Origin of the sequence: Pseudomonas neuropathica, from assembly GCF_015461835.1 — a bacterium.
Classification (GTDB): domain Bacteria; phylum Pseudomonadota; class Gammaproteobacteria; order Pseudomonadales; family Pseudomonadaceae; genus Aquipseudomonas; species Aquipseudomonas neuropathica.
In genome coordinates this window covers 47398-65536 of the sequence record NZ_JACOPX010000014.1, presented here as the reverse complement: position 1 = coordinate 65536, position 18139 = coordinate 47398, and the positions used below count along the sequence as shown (strand labels likewise).

General features: G+C 60.6%; 14 protein-coding genes. 7 read left to right on the top strand and 7 right to left on the bottom strand.

All coding sequences use genetic code 11. The features are described 5' to 3' along the window. Positions 1–64: 64 nt before the first annotated feature. Positions 65–1390, bottom strand: a complete 1326-nt coding sequence (locus H8F23_RS20675; protein WP_194935605.1) for an MFS transporter — start codon at positions 1388–1390, stop codon at positions 65–67. A gap of 281 nt (positions 1391–1671) precedes the next feature. Between H8F23_RS20675 and H8F23_RS20670 the strand changes: the two genes are divergently transcribed. Continuing rightward, entirely contained in the window at positions 1672–2544 is an 873-nt protein-coding gene (locus H8F23_RS20670; RefSeq protein ID WP_093434080.1) for a LysR family transcriptional regulator, read from the top strand. Positions 2545–2641: 97 nt separating this feature from the next. Here the strand turns inward: H8F23_RS20670 and H8F23_RS20665 are convergent, their stop codons facing one another. Further along, complete coding sequence (locus tag H8F23_RS20665; protein ID WP_116256038.1) at positions 2642–3502, bottom strand: LysR substrate-binding domain-containing protein; 861 nt, start codon at positions 3500–3502, stop codon at positions 2642–2644. A 112-nt stretch (positions 3503–3614) separates the two neighbouring features. Between H8F23_RS20665 and H8F23_RS20660 the strand changes: the two genes are divergently transcribed. The 3 genes from H8F23_RS20660 (at position 3615) to H8F23_RS20650 (ending at position 6435) form a co-directional block, all read left to right on the top strand. Further along, positions 3615–4724 carry a 2-aminoethylphosphonate--pyruvate transaminase gene (locus H8F23_RS20660; protein ID WP_194935604.1) on the top strand — a complete coding sequence of 370 codons (1110 nt, stop codon included), beginning with the start codon at positions 3615–3617 and terminating at the stop codon, positions 4722–4724. A 144-nt stretch (positions 4725–4868) separates the two neighbouring features. After that, a complete protein-coding gene (phnX, locus tag H8F23_RS20655) occupies positions 4869–5696 on the top strand; it encodes a phosphonoacetaldehyde hydrolase (protein WP_194935603.1) in 828 nt (275 codons plus the stop codon). Positions 5697–5886: 190 nt separating this feature from the next. Then, positions 5887–6435 (top strand): cytochrome b, encoded by a 549-nt coding sequence (locus H8F23_RS20650; RefSeq protein WP_093434069.1) that lies wholly within the window; start codon positions 5887–5889, stop codon positions 6433–6435. A 3-nt stretch (positions 6436–6438) separates the two neighbouring features. Here the strand turns inward: H8F23_RS20650 and H8F23_RS20645 are convergent, their stop codons facing one another. Together H8F23_RS20645 and H8F23_RS20640 are read right to left on the bottom strand one after the other, a co-directional pair. After that, positions 6439–7365 (bottom strand): 1-aminocyclopropane-1-carboxylate deaminase/D-cysteine desulfhydrase, encoded by a 927-nt coding sequence (locus H8F23_RS20645; RefSeq protein WP_194935602.1) that lies wholly within the window; start codon positions 7363–7365, stop codon positions 6439–6441. A gap of 200 nt (positions 7366–7565) precedes the next feature. After that, on the bottom strand, positions 7566–9605 hold the full coding sequence (locus tag H8F23_RS20640; protein ID WP_194935601.1) for an NADPH-dependent 2,4-dienoyl-CoA reductase: 2040 nt from the start codon (positions 9603–9605) through the stop codon (positions 7566–7568). A gap of 208 nt (positions 9606–9813) precedes the next feature. Between H8F23_RS20640 and H8F23_RS20635 the strand changes: the two genes are divergently transcribed. After that, positions 9814–10944, top strand: a complete 1131-nt coding sequence (locus H8F23_RS20635; protein WP_194935600.1) for a carbon-nitrogen hydrolase family protein — start codon at positions 9814–9816, stop codon at positions 10942–10944. 3 nt (positions 10945–10947) lie between these two features. Beyond that, positions 10948–11988 (top strand): AraC family transcriptional regulator, encoded by a 1041-nt coding sequence (locus tag H8F23_RS20630; RefSeq protein ID WP_194935599.1) that lies wholly within the window; start codon positions 10948–10950, stop codon positions 11986–11988. 416 nt (positions 11989–12404) lie between these two features. Here H8F23_RS20630 and H8F23_RS20625 read toward each other — a convergent pair whose 3' ends face one another. Next, a complete protein-coding gene (locus H8F23_RS20625; RefSeq protein WP_194935598.1) occupies positions 12405–13259 on the bottom strand; it encodes a DUF2242 domain-containing protein in 855 nt (284 codons plus the stop codon). Positions 13260–13351: 92 nt separating this feature from the next. Then, positions 13352–14251, bottom strand: a complete 900-nt coding sequence (locus H8F23_RS20620) for a LysR family transcriptional regulator (protein ID WP_194935597.1) — start codon at positions 14249–14251, stop codon at positions 13352–13354. 118 nt (positions 14252–14369) lie between these two features. Here H8F23_RS20620 and H8F23_RS20615 point away from each other — a divergent pair, with 118 nt between their 5' ends. Then, entirely contained in the window at positions 14370–15575 is a 1206-nt protein-coding gene (locus H8F23_RS20615; RefSeq protein WP_194935596.1) for an MFS transporter, read from the top strand. 578 nt (positions 15576–16153) lie between these two features. Here H8F23_RS20615 and H8F23_RS20610 read toward each other — a convergent pair. Then, positions 16154–18025 carry a SurA N-terminal domain-containing protein gene (locus H8F23_RS20610; protein WP_194935595.1) on the bottom strand — a complete coding sequence of 624 codons (1872 nt, stop codon included), beginning with the start codon at positions 18023–18025 and terminating at the stop codon, positions 16154–16156. Positions 18026–18139: the final 114 nt, after the last annotated feature.

The window sequence follows — 18139 nt, the reverse complement described above, 5'->3', positions numbered from 1 at the left end:
TCCAGTCAGATGGCCACGACCCAGCCTGCCGCGAGCGCCGCAGCAGGCCGCGAGGCAAAGGGTTTCAGGAACGCAGGGGTTTGATCGTCAGCGGACAATTGGGGATCGAGGCGCGCGGCTCCATCACGCCAACCGGGCGGCTGTTCCAGTGCGGAATCAGCACCAGCGCCGAGAACAGCGCGCAACCGGCGAAGACGATGAACACCGTCACCGAGTCGAAGTAACCCGGCAGCAAACCGCCAAGTACCGCACCAACCGAGCCGCAGCCGTTGACGAAACCGGCCGCCGTGGCGCCGGCCTTGGCTTTGCCGAAGTCGATCGCGGCGGCACCGCTGATCATCGAGTCCGGCCCATACAAAGTCAGCCCCATGACGAACAGCAGCGCGACCACCAGCAACACACTGCCGGTATGCAACGCGGCCATAAACAGCGCCAGCGTCACGGTCAGCGCCAGCAAGCTCAACACGCAGGCCGGCATGCGCCGGGCACCGAACAGTTTGTCCGAGGCCAGGCCAATCAGGATCGGCCCGAGCAACCCGGCCAGTTCGAATGAGGTGGGAATGATCGCCGCGCCGACCTTGCCGACACTCGGCATCTGTTCAAAGACAATCACCGGGCCCCACAACAGAATCGCGTAACGCGCCGGTTTCAACATGAAATACGCCAGGCCCAACACCAGCACCGTGCGGTTACGCAGGATTTCCTTCAAGGGCTCCCAGACGCTGAGCTTGCTGTTGGCTGCGGTTTCTTCCGCCGTCAGTTCAGGTTCCGGCTCGACCGCCGGCAAGCCGACGTCTTCCGGCTTGTTGCGCTGGAAGATAAAGAACAACACCGCCACGACGGCAACCACCACCGCACTGGAAATAAACGCCGCGTGCCAACTGCCGACCAGCGTATAGGCCCACCAGCCAGCGAACGGCGACGCTACCAGACCACCAAACGCGTAGCAGGAACTCCATAACCCGAGCACTCGCCCGCGTTGTTGGGAAGGGAAAAAACTACCGAGGTTTTTGCACAGCCCCGACCATCCAGTGGACTGCGCCAACCCCTGTATCAACATGCAGGTGGCGAAGATAGGCAACGTCGCGTAACTGCCCATCACCAGCGCCGCTGCGGCGGAAATCAGCAAACCGCCGAGCACCACGACCCTTGGGCCAAAGCGGTCGGCGAGCATGCCCCAAGTGAACTGGCCGATGGCATAAGCCGCCAGGTAGATCGCATCGAGGTTGGCCATGGCCATCTTGTCGAGCATGAAGGTCGGGTCTTCGGCGATGCCGAGTTTGGCCACCGAAAACGCTTTGCGGGTGAAATAGAAAGCGGCGTACGCAAGCCAGGTGATCGCGAAAATCTGCACGCGCCAACGCGCAATGGTGCCGATGTGCTTGTTCATGGTGGTTCTGACCTCAGGGTGTGAGTGTGCCGGCAGAATCGTTAAGAAAAACGCCTGTGTTTTTATTGTTGAGCACTGCGATATCACCCCGTCCCTGTGGCGATATCGGTCAGATGAGTCCTGTTGTTGCACGCACAGGCTCATGGCCACCGTGCGGCCCGAGCGGGCAGTCAGCGATGGCGTGAGCCGATCAAAGCAATTACTGTTTAATAAATAAAATCGATTTATCGTATTTCACACATAAGCTCAGCTTGTTACTGACTAAACGATCAGGTGACTGCATGTCGGTGTCCCACGCCCAACTCAAAGCCTTCCACGCCGTGGCTGTGCATGGAAGCTTCACCAAAGCCGCCGAGCGCCTTTTTCTCACGCAACCGGCGATATCCGACCAAGTGCGCAAACTCGAAGAGCGTTTTGGCGTTTTGCTGTTTCACCGCAATAAACGTTCCGTACGCCTGACCGACCTGGGCGAGCGCTTGCTGGCGATCACCCAGCGCCTGTTCGTGATTGAAGCCGAAGCGCAGGAATTGCTGCAGGAATCCCAGGCCCTGCAGACCGGCAGCCTGATTCTGGCAGTGGATGCGCCGGTCCACGTGCTGCCGCAGATCGCGCGGTTCTGCGAGCGCTATCCGGGGATCAGCGTGAAGATCGAGACCGGCAACACCGATGAATCGTTATTTCGCCTGTTCAACTATCAGGCCGATCTGGCGTTGCTTGGCCGCGATGTCAGTGATGAACGCTTGCTGTGTGTGCCGCTGCGCAATGATCCGATGGTCGCGTTCGTGTCGCGCCATCATCCGTGGGCCGAGCGCGAATCGATCTGCCTGGCAGATCTGGATGACACGCCGCTGGTGTTGCGTGAACACGGCTCGGTGACGCGGCAGACGCTGGAAGAAGAAATGGCCCGGGCCGGATTTCGCATTCGCCCAGCGATTCAGGTTGAGGGCCGGGAAGCAGCGCGTGAGGCGGTGGTGGTCGGTATTGGCGTTGGCGTGGTGTCGGCGGCGGAATTTGGCGCCGATTCGCGGGTGTGCGCGTTGCCGATTGTCGACTGCACCCGACGGTTGACGGAGACGCTGGTGTGCTTGCGCGAGCAAAGCAATCGACGGGTGGTGGCGACCTTCCTCGATATGGTGCGCCAGAGTCTTGTGTGAACCGTGATGGCCTCTTCGCGAGCAAGCTCGCTCCCACAGGGGTTATGCATTCCAAATGTGGGAGCGAGCCTGCTCGCGAAGGGGGCGCCATGGTGTATCAGGCGGGCGCCAGGCCAAAGAACGCCTGAATCAGGCGCAACTCCCGCCGCCGCTCCATGCAGCCGATCATGTGCCGATTGACCAGCCCTGCCCCGGCAATCGGAATCGCCACCACGCGCGGGTCATGGCTGACCTCCACCGATGACACCACGCCAACACCCAATTCGGCCGCCACCGCTTCGGTCACCGCCTCACGGCTATCAAGTTCCAGCAACACCCGCGGATGGATCGACGCCTGCGCACAGGCGTCATCAAACGTCCGCCGGGTGATCGAACTCGGTTCGCGCAGCACCATGATCACCTGATCCAGTTCCTTGAGTTTCACTTCCCCGGCGCGCATCGCCCACGGGTGCCCTGCCGGCACCAACGCGCAAATCCGTGATTCGCTCAATGCCTGCAGATGCAGGCCTTTGCGCGGTTCGACCTCGGTCAACACCGCCACATCCGCGTGTTCCGACAACAATGCAGCGAGAGTTTCCTGAGCATTGCCCAAGCGCAGGTTCACCGTGATTCCCGGATACCGCGCGCGCAGGCTCGCCAACATTGGCATGACCATGTGCGGCCCGTCCGCCGCCACTTCCAGCCGCCCGGTCAGCAACTGCCGATTGGCCTCGAGCATCGTCTGCGCCTCTTCCGCCAGGCCAAACATCGCGCGGGTGATCGCCGCGAGTTTGGTGCCCTCCTCGGTCAGTTCCACCCGTCGCGCGGTGCGCCGCAACAGGGTGATCTGGTAGTGCTCTTCCAGCGCCTTGATGTGCCCGGTAACCGCCGGCTGACTGATGAACAAGCGCGCGGCGGCACGGGTGAAGCTGCCTTCACGGGCCACGGCGTCGAAGGCGCGGAGCTGGAACAGGTTCATGAATAACTCTCACTGATGGCTGACATAACAACAAACAATTTGATTGATGCAACGGCGAATTGCAACGTATGCCCCGTAGCTTCATCCCACAGCGCTATCCGAGGACACACGAATGAGTATTGCCGAACCCATCCTGCTCACTCCCGGCCCGTTGACCACTTCGGCCCGCACCCGCCAGGCGATGATGGTCGACTGGGGGTCATGGGATGACCGCTTCAATCAACTGACCGCCAGCCTTTGCGAACAACTGCTGGCGATCCTCAACGGCGCCGCGACTCACCACTGCGTACCCTTACAGGGCAGCGGCACCTTCGCTGTTGAAGCGGCCATCGGCACATTGGTGCCGCGTGACGGCAAAGTCCTGGTGCTGATCAACGGCGCCTACGGCAAGCGTCTGGCGAAGATTTGCGAAGTGCTCGGTCGCTCGTTCAGCACCTTCGAAACCGCTGAAGATGAACCGACTACCGCCGCCGACGTCGACCGCTTGCTGCGCGCCGACAGCAATATTACCCACATCGCCCTGATTCACTGCGAAACCAGCACCGGGATTCTCAATCCGCTGCCGGAGATTGCCCAAGTCGTCGCGCAACACGGCAAACGCCTGATCATCGATGCCATGAGTTCCTTTGGCGCTCTGCCGGTGGACGCGCAGCAAGTGCCGTTCGACGCGCTGATCGCCGCTTCCGGCAAATGCCTGGAAGGCGTGCCGGGGATGGGTTTTGTCTTCGCTCGCAAAGAGTCTTTGGCCGCAGCCGCTGGCAATTCGCACTCGCTGGCGATGGACCTGTATGACCAGCACGCTTACATGATGAAAACCGGTCAATGGCGCTTCACCCCGCCGACCCACGTGGTCGCGGCGCTGCATGAAGCGCTGCTGCAATATAACGAAGAAGGTGGCCTGCCGGCACGCCATGCGCGTTATGCCGCCAACTGCCAGGCGCTGATGGACGAGATGGGCAAACTCGGTTTGCGCAGCTTCCTGCCGGCGGCGATTCAAGCGCCGATCATTGCTACGTTCCATGCGCCGCAAGATCCGCGCTACCAGTTCAAGGATTTCTACGAACGCGTCAAGGCCAAGGGTTACATCCTTTATCCGGGCAAATTGACTCAGGTCGAAACCTTCCGTGTCGGCTGCATCGGTCACGTCAGCCCGGGCGAAATGCGCCAGGCCGTTGCAGCGATCGGCGAAGTACTGCGTGAGATGGAAGTGCTAGAAATCTAAGCCCCACCACCAATCCCCTGTAGGAGTGAGCCTGCTCGCGATGAGGCCGTGTCAGTCGACGAAGATGTTGAATGATCAACCGCTATCGCGAGCAGGCTCACTCCTACATTTGAATTGCATTGCCAACTCAGGAATTTAATTGCCATGAACTACGTCAATCCAAACAAACTGCAAGCCGCGATCCTCGACTGGGCCGGTACCGTGGTCGATTTCGGCTCGTTCGCACCCACGCAGATCTTCGTCGAAGCCTTCGCCGAATTCGACGTGCAGGTCTCCATCGAAGAAGCCCGTGGCCCGATGGGCATGGGCAAGTGGGACCACATCCGCACCCTCTGCGATCAGCCGCAAGTGGCCGAGCGTTATCGCAAGGCGTTCGGCCGCACGCCGACCGACGATGACGTCACCGCCGTCTACAACCGCTTCATGCCGCTGCAGATCGAGAAGATCGCCGAACACTCGGCGCTGATTCCCGGCGCGCTGGAAACCATCGCCAATCTGCGTCAGCAAGGCATCAAGATCGGCTCCTGTTCCGGCTACCCGAAGCAGGTGATGGACAAGGTCGTCGAACTCGCCGCCAGCAACGGCTACGTCGCTGATCATGTGGTTGCCACCGACGAAGTGCCAAATGGCCGTCCGTGGCCGGCTCAGGCGCTGGCCAACGTGATCGCGCTGGGCATCGACGATGTCGCAGCGTGCGTGAAGATCGATGACACCGTGCCGGGCATCCTCGAAGGTCGACGCGCCGGGATGTGGACGGTGGCACTGATCTGCTCGGGCAATGCGCTGGGTCTGGATTACGAAGGGTTCCGTGCCTTGGGCAGCGATGAACTGGCCAGCGAGCGCAAGCGCATTCACGCGCTGTTCGAAGGCTCGCGCCCGCACTACATGATCGACACCATCACCGATTTGCCGGAAGTGATTGCCGACATCAACAAGCGCCTGGCCAACGGCGAGATGCCGCAATCGAGCTGATTCCTGCCGCTTGCTGCAAAGAAAAACGCCAGTGTCTTGCCGACACTGGCGTTTTTTATTGGCAAAGCCCCGATTCAGAGCATTGAAAGTCCGATCAGCCTCAGGCAAATCCGCCAAAGCGGATTACAGTTAAAGCATGCCGTCGGCCAAGAACGGCAGGTTTGAACCCTGATCTGTGAGGAAACACCGTATGCCGTGGACAAGTTCCGAATCCCGCTACAGCACCGTCTCGGTCCTGTTGCACTGGCTGATGCTGGTCCTGTTGGTGCTGGTGTACGCCAGCATGGAGTTGCGCGGCCTGTTTCCCAAAGGCAGTGGCGGGCGCACGCTGATCCGCGAAGTGCACTACATGCTCGGCCTGACCGTGTTTGTGCTGGTGTGGTTTCGCCTGCTCGCGCGCAGCATTGGTCCGGCGCCAAAAATCTTCCCCGCCTCACCGCAATGGCAAACCGTGCTGGCGCGGCTGATGCACTGGGCCTTGTACCTGTTCATGATCAGCATGCCGATCCTGGGCTGGCTGATCACCAGCGCCGAAGGACATCAGGTGATGTTCTACGGTTTTGACCTGCCGCTGTTGGTGGCGGAAAACAAAGCCTTCGCCAAGCAGGTCGAACACTGGCATGTGCTGATCGCCACGATCGGTTACTGGTTGATCGGCCTGCATGCACTGGCGGGGATTTATCACCACTATGTGGTGGGCGATAACACGCTGCTGCGGATGATGCCCAAGCGCGGTTGAATATCAGCGGCTGGCGCTAAACCCACGCCGGCCCTGCAGGCCTCCGGTATGAATGAAGATCAGCCGCGTGCCGGGCGCGAATCTGCCTGCCTCCACCTGCTGCTTGAGCGCCAGCAACGCCTTGCCGGTGTACAGCGGCTCCAGTGGGACGCCGCTGGCCTGCTCGGTCTGGTCAATGAACGCGAGCAGCAGCGGATCAACCTTGGCAAAACCGCCACGGCTGGCATCGATCAACTCATAGTCGGCAGTGGCCAGTCCGGCTGACCGCACAATCGACTCGACCTGCGGCGCCACGCCGTGATCCTCAGGGACTGCCAACGCGCCATAGACCCGGTGCGCACCCGCCTCGGCGAGGACCAGCCCGGCGAGTGTCGTCCCCGTGCCGCAGGCCAGCCACCAACCGTGATAGTCGCTCCAGCCCAGCGTAGGCAATTGCGCTTGCGCCTGATCCTTGATGGCTGCACAACCGAGCGCCCCTGCAAGTTCACCTCCACCCTCGGGAACCGCTTGCAGATTGGGGTATTGCTCGTGCCAGGGTTGCCAGAATCCCGGCTCGTTGCGCGCGCGATAACCGCCATAACCCAACCAATGCAATTGCATGCCGAACGCCTGCAGATCCAGCACCGTGGGAGTTTCCTGCGCATGCCCGCGCAGCAGCCCCACGGTTTGGAAGCCCAGCCGTTTCCCCGCCGCCGCCAACGCGTGCAGATGATTGGAGTACGCACCACCGAGACTGATGATGCCCTCGGCCCCCATACGGTCGGCGGCTTTGAGGTGTTCAACGAGTTTGAACCATTTGTTGCCGCTGATCAGCGGGTCGATCTGGTCGAGGCGCAGGATGGCCACTTCAATGCCGGCGGATGTCAGCCAGTCGAGGTGAAGGTGTTCGAGGGGGGCTTGGGGTAGCCAATCGGAGGGAGGCAAAAGCATGAGCGGCGATTCGATCTGGACAGAGCCAGCATTCTAGTCGCTCACAAGCCGCCATCGCGAGCAGGCTCACAAGGTTCGCAGTGTGCACAAATCCTGTGGGAGCGAGCTTGCTCGCGAAAGCGGAGTGTCAGCCAACACATATGTCGACTGCCACCACGCCTTCGCGAGCAAGCTCGTTCCCACAGGTCAAGCAGCGTTGCTTATAGCTCAGCGGCCAGGCGCGAGCCTTGGTTGATGGCGCGCTTGGCATCCAGCTCGGCCGCGACATCGGCACCACCGATCAGGTGCACGTTCTGCCCCGCTTCCACCAGACCGTCATGCAATTCACGCAGCGGATCCTGCCCCGCGCAAATCACGATGTTGTCCACCGCCAACACTTGCGGCTCACCGGTTTCACCGATGCGAATGTGCAAGCCTTGGTCATCGATGCTCAGGTATTCAACGCTGTTGAGCATCTGCACCTGTTTGTTCTTCAGACCGGTACGGTGAATCCAGCCAGTGGTTTTACCCAAGCCATCACCGACCTTGGTTTTCTTGCGCTGCAACAGAAACACTTCGCGGGCCGGCGCGTGCGGTGCGGCTTTGATCCCGGCCACACCCCCACGGGCCTCCAGTTGCGTATCGATGCCCCACTCTTTCCAGAACGCGGCGCGATCCTGGCTGGTGGCCACGCCTTGGTGAACGAGGAATTCCGAGACGTCAAAACCGATACCGCCGGCGCCGATCACCGCCACGCGTTTACCGACCGGCTTGCGCTCAAGGATCACGTCCAGGTAGCTCAGCACCTTGGCATTCTCGACTCCCGGAATTGCCGGCACGCGCGGTGCAATGCCAGTGGCGAGGATGATCTCGTCGTAACCGCCTTCAACCAGTTTCGCCACATCGACGCGGGTATTCAGGCACACCTCAACGTGGGTGGTCTGCAGCTTGCGTTTGAAGTAACGCAGGGTTTCAAAGAACTCTTCCTTGCCCGGCACGCGCTTGGCGATGTTGAACTGGCCGCCGATTTCACTGGCCGAATCGAACAAGGTCACCTGATGGCCGCGCTCGGCAGCCACAGTGGCGGCGGACAAACCGGCAGGGCCGGCACCGACCACAGCAATCTTCTTGATCTGCTGCACTGGCAGGTAGTTGAGTTCGGTTTCGTGGCAAGCACGCGGGTTGACCAGGCAACTGGTCAGCTTGCCGCCGAAGGTGTGATCGAGGCACGCCTGGTTGCAGCCGATGCAGGTGTTGATTTCGTCAGCGCGGCCTTCAGCGGCCTTGTTGACGAAGTCCGGGTCGGCGAGGAACGGCCGCGCCATCGAGACCATGTCGGCATCGCCTTCAGCCAGAATCTGTTCGGCGATTTCCGGGGTGTTGATGCGGTTGGTGGTGATCAGCGGAATCTTCACCGAACCGCGCAGCTTGGCCGTGACCTTGCTGAATGCCGCACGCGGCACTTTGGTGGCGATGGTCGGGATCCGCGCTTCGTGCCAACCGATGCCGGTGTTGATGATGGTTGCGCCGGCCTGCTCGATGGCTTTGGCCAGGGTAACGATCTCGTCCCAGGTGCTGCCGCCCTCGACCAGATCGAGCATCGACAGACGGAAAATGATGATGAAGTTCGGGCCTACCGCCTCGCGCACGCGACGAACGATTTCCACCGGCAGGCGCATACGGTTTTCGTAGCTGCCGCCCCAACGGTCGGTGCGGTGGTTGGTGTGCGCGGCGAGGAACTGGTTAATGAAATAACCTTCCGAGCCCATGATCTCGACACCGTCGTAATCGGCGGTTTGCGCCAGTACCGAACAGGTGACGAAATCGCTGATCTGCTTCTCGATGCCTTCCTCGTCCAGTTCTTTGGGCTTGAACGGGTTGATTGGTGCCTGAATCGCGCTTGGCGCGACTTGCTTCGGGCTGTAGGCATAACGCCCGGCGTGGAGAATCTGCATGCAAATCTTGCCGCCCGCGTCGTGCACCGCGCGGGTGACGATGCGGTGCTTGAGCGCTTCTTCCTCGGTGGTCAGCTTGGCCGCCCCGGAGTACACGCCGCCCTCGTCGTTCGGGCCGATACCACCGGTGACCATCAGGCCAACGCCGCCACGGGCACGTTCGGCGAAGTACGCCGCCATGCGCTCGAAACCGCCCGGTTTTTCTTCAAGGCCTGTGTGCATCGACCCCATCAGGGTGCGGTTGCGCAGCGTGGTGAATCCCAGATCCAGCGGGGCCAACAGGTGCGGGTAATGAGCGGCGGTCATCGGTAACTCCACAGCGAGCAATCACGGAAAAGTTGCGGGCGCTCTGCGGCTCCCGTCAGTCATGTTCGACAGACTAAGAGTCGCATCGCTGTCACTCAATGACCGTAACTGACAACTTATTGATCCAAATGCGCAGCACCCCTTGGCAATCAGGTCCATGGGCCCTACCCTAGTCGCCATACCCTGTACCCGGTAGCTGTTGGTTTTCATGCGCAAACTTTTGTACCTGTTTTTCTCCATGGCCCTCGTCGCCGCCCTGACCACCTACGCCATGTGGGCGGCGGACCGGCCGGCGGGCCATTACCTGTCGGACTTACGCATTAAAGTGGCGATCGATCAGGGCATCCCCGCCGATCGTGGCAATCTGCTGGGCATCCAGCCCGAGCTGTTTCCCACCGATTATCAAAGCACCGAGCGCTTGCACCGCAAACTCGCAGCCTATCTGCAGCAAGCCCAGGATCAAGGCCTGCTGAACGATAAAACCGTCGTGGTGCTGCCGGAGAACGTCGGCACCTGGCTGCTGCTCAGCGGCGAGAAAGACGAGCTGTATCAGGCCCCGACCCTCGCCGAGGCGATGAACTGGCTGGCGGCGAGCAATCCCTTGCTGTTCGCCCGCGCCTGGCTCAGCGCCAACGGCAGCGACCGCCTCAATGACGCGTACCTGCGCATGAAGTCCAAGGCGATGGCCAAGGACTACCAGGCACTGTTCGGTGGTCTGGCCAAAGAGTTTCATGTGACGCTGGTAGCGGGTTCGATCGTGCTGCCGGAGCCAAGCATTCGCGACGGCCAGCTCAAGCCCGGTAGCGGCGCGCTGTTCAACAGCAGCGTGGTGTTCGGTCGCGACGGCGTGCCGCTCGGCCAACCGCAACGGCAAATGCACCCGGTGTTCGATCAACGTGAAGTGATCGAAGCCGCAGACAAACACTTGCTCAACGTGGTCGATACTCCGGCCGGGCGCCTTGGCGTATTGATTGGCAGCGACAGCTGGTATCCGGACAACTATCGCCAACTCGACGAGCAAAACGCGCAATTGGTCGCGGTGCCGGCACAGGTGCTCGGTCAGGGTGCGTGGAACCAACCGTGGCGTGGCTACAAAGGTTCAAGTACACCGGGATCGGTCAGCCTCAAACCCGGTGAAGTCACCGAAGGACAGGCTTGGCATCGGTTGACGCTGACCGCTCAGCCGCCAAGCAGTCGGGCGATTGCCGGCATCAGTGTGTTCCTGCACGGGCAGTTCTGGGACAAGGCCAGCTCCGGTCAGAGCTTCCTCAGCAGCAACGGTCAGCAGTTCGCCGATGGCGAGGCCCGTGGCGCGCGCTTACTGAACATCTGGTTGTAAGCCATGAAGCCGCTGCCGATGCGTCTTGGGGATCTGTCGGTAGGCTTCGTCCACAGCCTCGCCGACGCCGTGCGCAGTCATGGGGCGGATCCGCAGTCGCTGCTGGAGCAATATGGTCTGGACGCCGCGCGACTGGCCGAGGCCGGGGCGCGTTTGTCGATTCCGCGCTATATGCGCCTGGGCCACGCGGCGATTCAGTTGACTGGCGATTCGGCGCTGGGCCTGCGCATGGGCCAGCTCAGTCGCCTGAGTCAGGCCGGGCTGGCCGGCGTCACCGCTGCGCAAGCGCCGACCGTGCGAGAAGCCGCGCGCTGCCTGATCCGTTTCGAGGCTTTGTACGGTTCCAACTATCGCGGTCAGTCCAGTTTCCATGAAGATGCCCATGGCGCGTGGCTGCGTTTCTATTCGATCAGCCCGTACAACGCCTATAACCGTTTTGTCGTGGACTCGATCATTGCCGGATGGCTGCATCAGCTCTCCAGTATCAGCCGCGAACCGCTGCGCGCCGAACGCATCGAAATCGAATTCGAAGCGCCGGATTACCGCGAGGCTTACGACTTGCTGGGGGACTGCCCGATCCAGTTCGGTGCCGAGGGCAATCAACTGCGCCTGAGCCTGAACAGCCTCGCACAGCGCAATCCCGAGCATTGCCCGAGTACCTGGCGGCATCTGCTGCAACTGTGTGAACGCGAGCTGGAGCAATTGACTCGCACCCGCAGCCTGCGCGAACGCATCACTCAACTGTTGGGGCCATTGCTCAATGGTGGCCGGGAACCCGACCTGGAAGAAGTGGCGGCACGCCTGAAGCTGCCGACCTGGACGTTGCGGCGCAAACTGGCCGAGGAAGGCACGCAGTTTCGCGCAATCCTCAATGACACTCGTCGGGACCTGGCGATGACTTACATCCGCGATACCGAACTGGCATTCGGTGAAATCGCCTACCTGCTGGGTTTTGCTTCAGCCGAAGCGTTCCAGCGCGCCTTCAAACGCTGGAGCGGTCAGACGCCCGGCGAATTCCGCCGCAGTCACCGCAAGACGGCCTGAAAGCAGCTGCGAGCCATAAGCTGCAAGCTGCAAGTTAAAGCTCGGTGGCGTCTTCGGCTGGCTCGGGTTGGTCCAGTTCAAAGGCTTGGTATTCGAGCAGCTCTTCTTGATATTCATCCATCGTGTAATCCCCCTGCTGCTCTCTTGAATGGGCCTGAGCAAATGCCCAGTGCCTCGAGCTTAACGTGCTCGTATGAAGGAAAAGTGAAACCGGCCTTCATGAATAAAACGTAGCAGGTGGTCAGGAATTTATCGCAGGATTTTTGTCAGGGGAATGTAACGAGATTTTAAGTGCATCAGAAAGCAATGTGGGAGCGAGCCTGCTCGCGAAGGCGTCGGCCCCTTCAGCACATAGGTGACTGAAAGTCCGTCTTCGCGAGCAGGCTCGCTCCCACAGGGTGTGCGGTGAGGCTGAATTACTGGCCAGACGCTGGCATCGCCGGAATCGGCTCGGAGGGTGGCGGGATATCCGGATTGGCCGGTGGCGTGATGGTTTCGGTCGCCGGTGCAGGTTCTGCGCTAGGGGCCGGAGTGATCGGCGCGGCCTCTGCCGGTGGCGCAACCGGTTCAGACGTCACCGGTGCGGTCTCGGCAGGTGCGGGAGCGGGCTCCGCTGCAGGCGCCGGGGTTGCGGCGGGCGCAGGCGTTGGAGTCGGCGCTGGCACCAGCGCTGCCGGAGCAGCCTTCGCCTCAGGCACGCCGAGGTCAGTCTTCGGTTTCTCTTCAATGTGCGCAGCTTTCTTCGCATCCGTCGGCAGGAACTGCTCGACCAGGGTAAAGAAACGCTCGTAGAACTTCTGTGCCGTCACCGTCTCGCTGGCGACTTTGACCATCGAATCGTCGGAGGAGCCGATCGGCATCGACACCGAGCCCAACACACCCACGCCGAGGCTGGCCGAGTTGTTGGTCTTCTTCAGCGCATAACGATCCTGCAAGGCGTTGGCGAACATCGTCGCATGGTGCCCGACACTGCCGTCATCGGCGCAGACCACGTTGAAGCTGATCTCCATGTGGGTGTCGCCGGTTTGCTGGAAGCTCTTGTGGCCACTGACCAGTTTCGGGTCACTGCTGGTGATGATGTAGCCCTGGCTAAGCAATGCACGGCGCGCCGCTTCGCAGCTGACCGCGTCGGTCACCGGGTAATTGCGCGAAAACGTACCGGAGTCATCGAAGTTCTCATGCTCATACATCGGCTTGTCTTTCGAACAGCCGGCAACAGCGGTCAACAACAGCGCCAACCCGACAACACGCATGGGAGTGGAAATCAACATTGAACATCCTGAGAGAAAACAGTCCGGGGCGTATTGTGCAACAGATCACGCCCCCGCGGCGCATGGATTAGTGTCTTAAAGCAGTTACAACTCTATCGACCTTCAGTTGCGGGAAAAAGTCGCAATGCCAGATGATCGATGAACACGCGCAACTTTGCCGTGGCGTGGCGACTGGATGGCCATAGGACCCAGAACTGTCCGGTGTGTTCCAGATGCGCGTCGAGCACCCGCTGCAAGCGGCCTTGTGCCTCGGCCTCGCGGGTCATGAAATCCGGCAGACAGGCAATGCCCATGCCGGCCAGCGCCGAATGCCCCACCGCTTCGATCGACGTGCTGACCAGCCGCGTCGGTAACGCTGGCTCGGCGGCATCTGGCACGCGGATCAGCGGCCAGGTTTCCAGTTTGCCGGTGGCGTGAAACGTATGCCGAAGGCACGCGTGATCCGCCAGATCGGCGGGCGTCTGCGGCACGCCGCGTTGCGCCAGATACGCCGGACTGGCCACCAGCACCATGTGAAATTCGCCCAACGCTCGCGCCATCAATCGCGAATCCCGTGGCTTGCCAGTGCGGATCACGGCGTCGAAACCTTCTTCAACCACATCGACCATGCGATCGGTCAAATCCAGATCAAGTTCAATCAGCGGGTACAGTGCCATGAACTCGTTCATCACCGGCATCACCAAACCATGCACCTGCGGCAGGCTGATGCGCAACTTGCCATGGGGTTTCGCAGCCGCGTCACACAACTCGAACTCTGCCGCCTCGACCTCCACGAGAATTTTGCGACAGCGCTCCAGAAACAGCGCCCCTTCACTGGTCAGCGTGACACTGCGAGTGGTGCGCTGAAACAGCCGCACGCCGAGTCGCGCCTCCAGCCGCGCAATGCTTTTGCCCACCGCCGACGATGACACCCCTTGCAGCCGGCCAGCCTCAGTAAAACTGCGCGTCTCGGCGACCTGAACAAACACCGAAATACTGCCCAGGCTATCCATACCACCCTCCCATTGCCGACATCCGTGTCCGATATGTTCGGAACCTTAACCCGTTTTTCACCGATGTGCAGCGCCCTACCCTGTGCTCTTCGTCAACACTGCACAAGGATGCCGACTCATGAACGATGCCCAACTCGGTTGCCCCGCACTTGAACAACCCGTCGATCGCCGCGAGCGATTACCCCTCGCCGCGCTCCTGGCACTGGCCACCGCCGGATTCATTACGGTCATGACCGAAGCCATGCCCGCCGGCCTGTTGCCGCAGATGAGCAGCGGCCTGAATGTTTCCCAGGCGCTGATCGGCCAACTGGTTACGCTGTACGCGCTCGGTTCGATCCTGGCAGCGATCCCGCTGACGATCGCCACCCGTGGCTGGCGAAGAAAACCGCTGCTGCTGGCCGCCATCGCAGGCTTCGCCATCGCCAACAGCATCACCGCCCTGTCGCAGTGGTACTGGCTGACGCTGATTGCACGGTTTATTGCCGGCATATTTGCCGGGTTGCTCTGGGCGCTCCTGGCAGGTTACGCGAGCCGCATGGTCGCCCCGCACTTGCAAGGCCGCGCCATAACGGTAGCGATGCTCGGCGCACCACTGGCGCTGTCACTGGGAATCCCCGCAGGCACCCTGCTCGGCGCCCTGGTCGGCTGGCGCCTGAGCTTCGCCATCATGACCGGACTGACCGTTGCGCTGGTGATCTGGGTGCACTGGCAAGTCCCGGACTTCGCCGGCGAACGCGTGGGAAACCGCATCCCGCTGCATAAGGTATTCACCTTGCCCGGCGTGCGATCCGTGTTGTTGGTCACGCTTACCTACGTGGTCGCGCACAACTTGTTGTACACCTACATCGCGCCGTTCCTGCAGCCATCCGGGCTTGATGCCAATGTCGACCGCGTGCTGCTGGCATTCGGCCTCGCTTCAGTGTTGAGCTTATGGATCGTCGGCAGCCTGATTGACCGCTGGCTGCGCGAACTGGTGTTGATCAGTGCCGGGCTGTTCATGCTTTCCGCGATAGCGCTGGGCCTGTGGCGCGACATGCCGAACGTGGTGTACATCGCCACCGCTGTTTGGGGCCTGGCGTTTGGTGCAATGCCATCGTTACTGCAAACCGCCTCGGCGAAAACCGCGAAGGAGGCTGCCGATACCGCGCAATCGATGTTGGTTACGCTGTGGAATGTCGGGATCGCTGGCGGGGGGTTGATGGGTGGTTTGTTGCTGGGGAACCTTGGGGTCGGGGCATTTCCGTGGATTGTTGCAGGATTGCTGATATTGACCCTGTCAGCAACCATCAACACTCGGGATCACGGCTTTCCAAGAGCTGGATGAAACCGGCCGGCAAGCAGTCCAGCTCAAACATTTGAAACGGCAGCCTGCAGATAGAGATTGGTCGATTGGCAGGCCGCCATCGCGAGCAGGCTCACTCCCACAGGTTTAATCTGTGTGCGGCCCACGCGGCAAAGCCGCCCCACTCAACAGGATGAGCGTTAGCTCGGCTGCAGCTTTTGATCTTGATCTGAAGGCCCGTCGGCAGGCTGAGTGGAGGGATTTATCCGGGGGTGGGAGCGCAGCGACCGTTCGACGAAGTCGAACACATCGAGAGGAGGTGCAGCGAAGCAAACCGTAGGCGATGCCCCCGGATGAATCCCGGAGCGAAGGAACCCCGAGCCCCAGCGAGCGGGCCGAACGTCAGGGCAAAGCCTTTTGGGTTACCTTTTCGGCGTTTGGAAAAGGTGACTCGCTGTAAGAGCGAAACCGCCAGCGGCAGCACCCGAAACAACGGATATTCACCCAAAACCCCAAGAACATGGTCGGCCCAAAGGCCGCCACTACCCAACGCCCCAAAAAAAACCCCGACCATAAGGCCGGGGCTTTCACATCACATCACATCACATCTCAGTCAACCATCAAAACCGCTTGATGTCCGCCTGAGCTTCCAACTGCTTGCGATAAGCAGCAAAGTCCTGCTGCCCCTCACGCGAAGCAAGGAAACGACGGTACTGAGCCTTCTCTTCATCCGTCGGCGCAGCCGCTTCGTTAACACCATTCAGACGCACGATCATCAGACTGCCATCAGGCAACGTCACGCTGGTGAACGTCGGCTTGTCCTTGGCAGCCGGCTTCGGCATACGGAACAACGCTTGCAGCACCGCCGGATCAACACCTTCCTGACCACGGGTGGCCGCTTCGGTAGCTTTCCAGTTCTGCCCCTCAACCGCTTTGTCCAGCGGAGCCTTGCCATCGCGCAGATCAGCAATCAGCTTCTCGGCCTTGGTCTTGGCAGCCGCGCTGGCGTGCTCTTTGGTCAACTGAGTGCGAATAGCCGCATTCACGCTTTCCAGCGGCAGTTGCGCAGGCTTGAGGTGTTCCTTGGAACGCAGCACGATCACGGTTTCCGGATCCAGCTCGATGGCAGTGCTGTTGGCACCCTCGTCGATCACTTCGGTGCTGAACGCTGCGGTGACCACGGCACGGTTGGCCGCAACACCTTCGCCACCCTCACGGCCGAACGGCTTGGAGGTGTGCACGGTCAGCTTCAGATCCGCCGCTGGCTGAGCCAGGTCAGAGGCTTCGAACGCGGAGTCTTCCAGTTGCTTGGTCGCCTCGACAAAACGCTGCTCGACCTGAGCGGCTTTCAGCTCGCGGGTCAGCTTGTCTTTCAGGCTGGCCAGGGTCGGCACTTCAGGCGCTTCCACACCCAACAGCTTGATCAAGTGATAACCGAAGTCGGTACGAATCGGCTCGGACACCTGGTCTTTCGACAAGGAGTACAAGGCTTTTTCGAACGCCGGATCGTAAACGCCTGGGCCTGCATAACCGAGGTCACCGCCGTTATTGGCCGAACCCGGATCCTGCGAGAACTCTTTGGCAAGCGCTTCGAACTTCTCGCCCTTGGCCAGACGCGCCTGAACGTCTTCGATCTTCGCCTTGGCCTGAGCCTCGGTGGTCTTGTCGTTCACTTCGATCAGGATGTGCGCGGCACGACGCTGTTCCGACAGGTTGGCGATCTCTTTCTGATACGCCGCCTGCAGGTCTTCGTCCTTGACGGCAACCTGATCGAAGAACGAAGACTTCTTCAGTTCTACGTAATCGATGATCACTTGATCCGGAGTCATGAACTCCTTGGCGTGCTCGTCGTAGTAAGCCTTGACCTCGTCGTCGGTCAGTTTGACCGCCGCCGGGTCAGCCTTGACGTTCAGGGTCGCGAAATCGCGGGTCTGCTTTTCCAGACGGGCGAATGCCAGCACTTCGGCGTCAGTGACGAAACCGCTGCCTGCCACACCGGCACGCAGTTGGCCGATCAGCATTTCCTGAGCCAGCATCTGGCGGAATTGCATACGGCTGTAACCCAGTTGACGGATCACCTGGTCGAAACGGTCGGAGCTGAACTTGCCGTCCACCTGGAATTCAGGTGTCTGCAGGATCACTTGGTCCAGTGCGCCTTCGGAGAAAGCGAATTTCGCTTGTTCTGCACCTTGCAGCAGCAGCTTGCGATCGATCAGACCCTTGAGGGCCGATTCGCGCAGCATTTTCTCGTCGAGCAAGGAAGCATCGAAGTCCTTGCCCAGCTGTTGCATCAGCTGACGGCGTTGCATATCAACGGCCTGGCTCAGCTCATTCTGGCTGATTTCATCACCGTTGACCTTGGCCGCCTCATTCTTGTGAGTCGTGGCCTGGAAAATGGCGTCGAAACCGGTCAGAGCCATCAGTGCAACGATGACCCCGATAATGGTCTTGGCAATCCAGCCTTGTGAATTGTCCCTGATATTCTGCAGCATGCGTCCCCCAGAAACGGTTGAACTTCAAAATTAGGCAACCGTGGAGCGTGGGTAGAATCCGGATAGAAGAAAGGCGCATCCGAGGATGCGCCTTCTCGTAACTGGCGGAGCGGA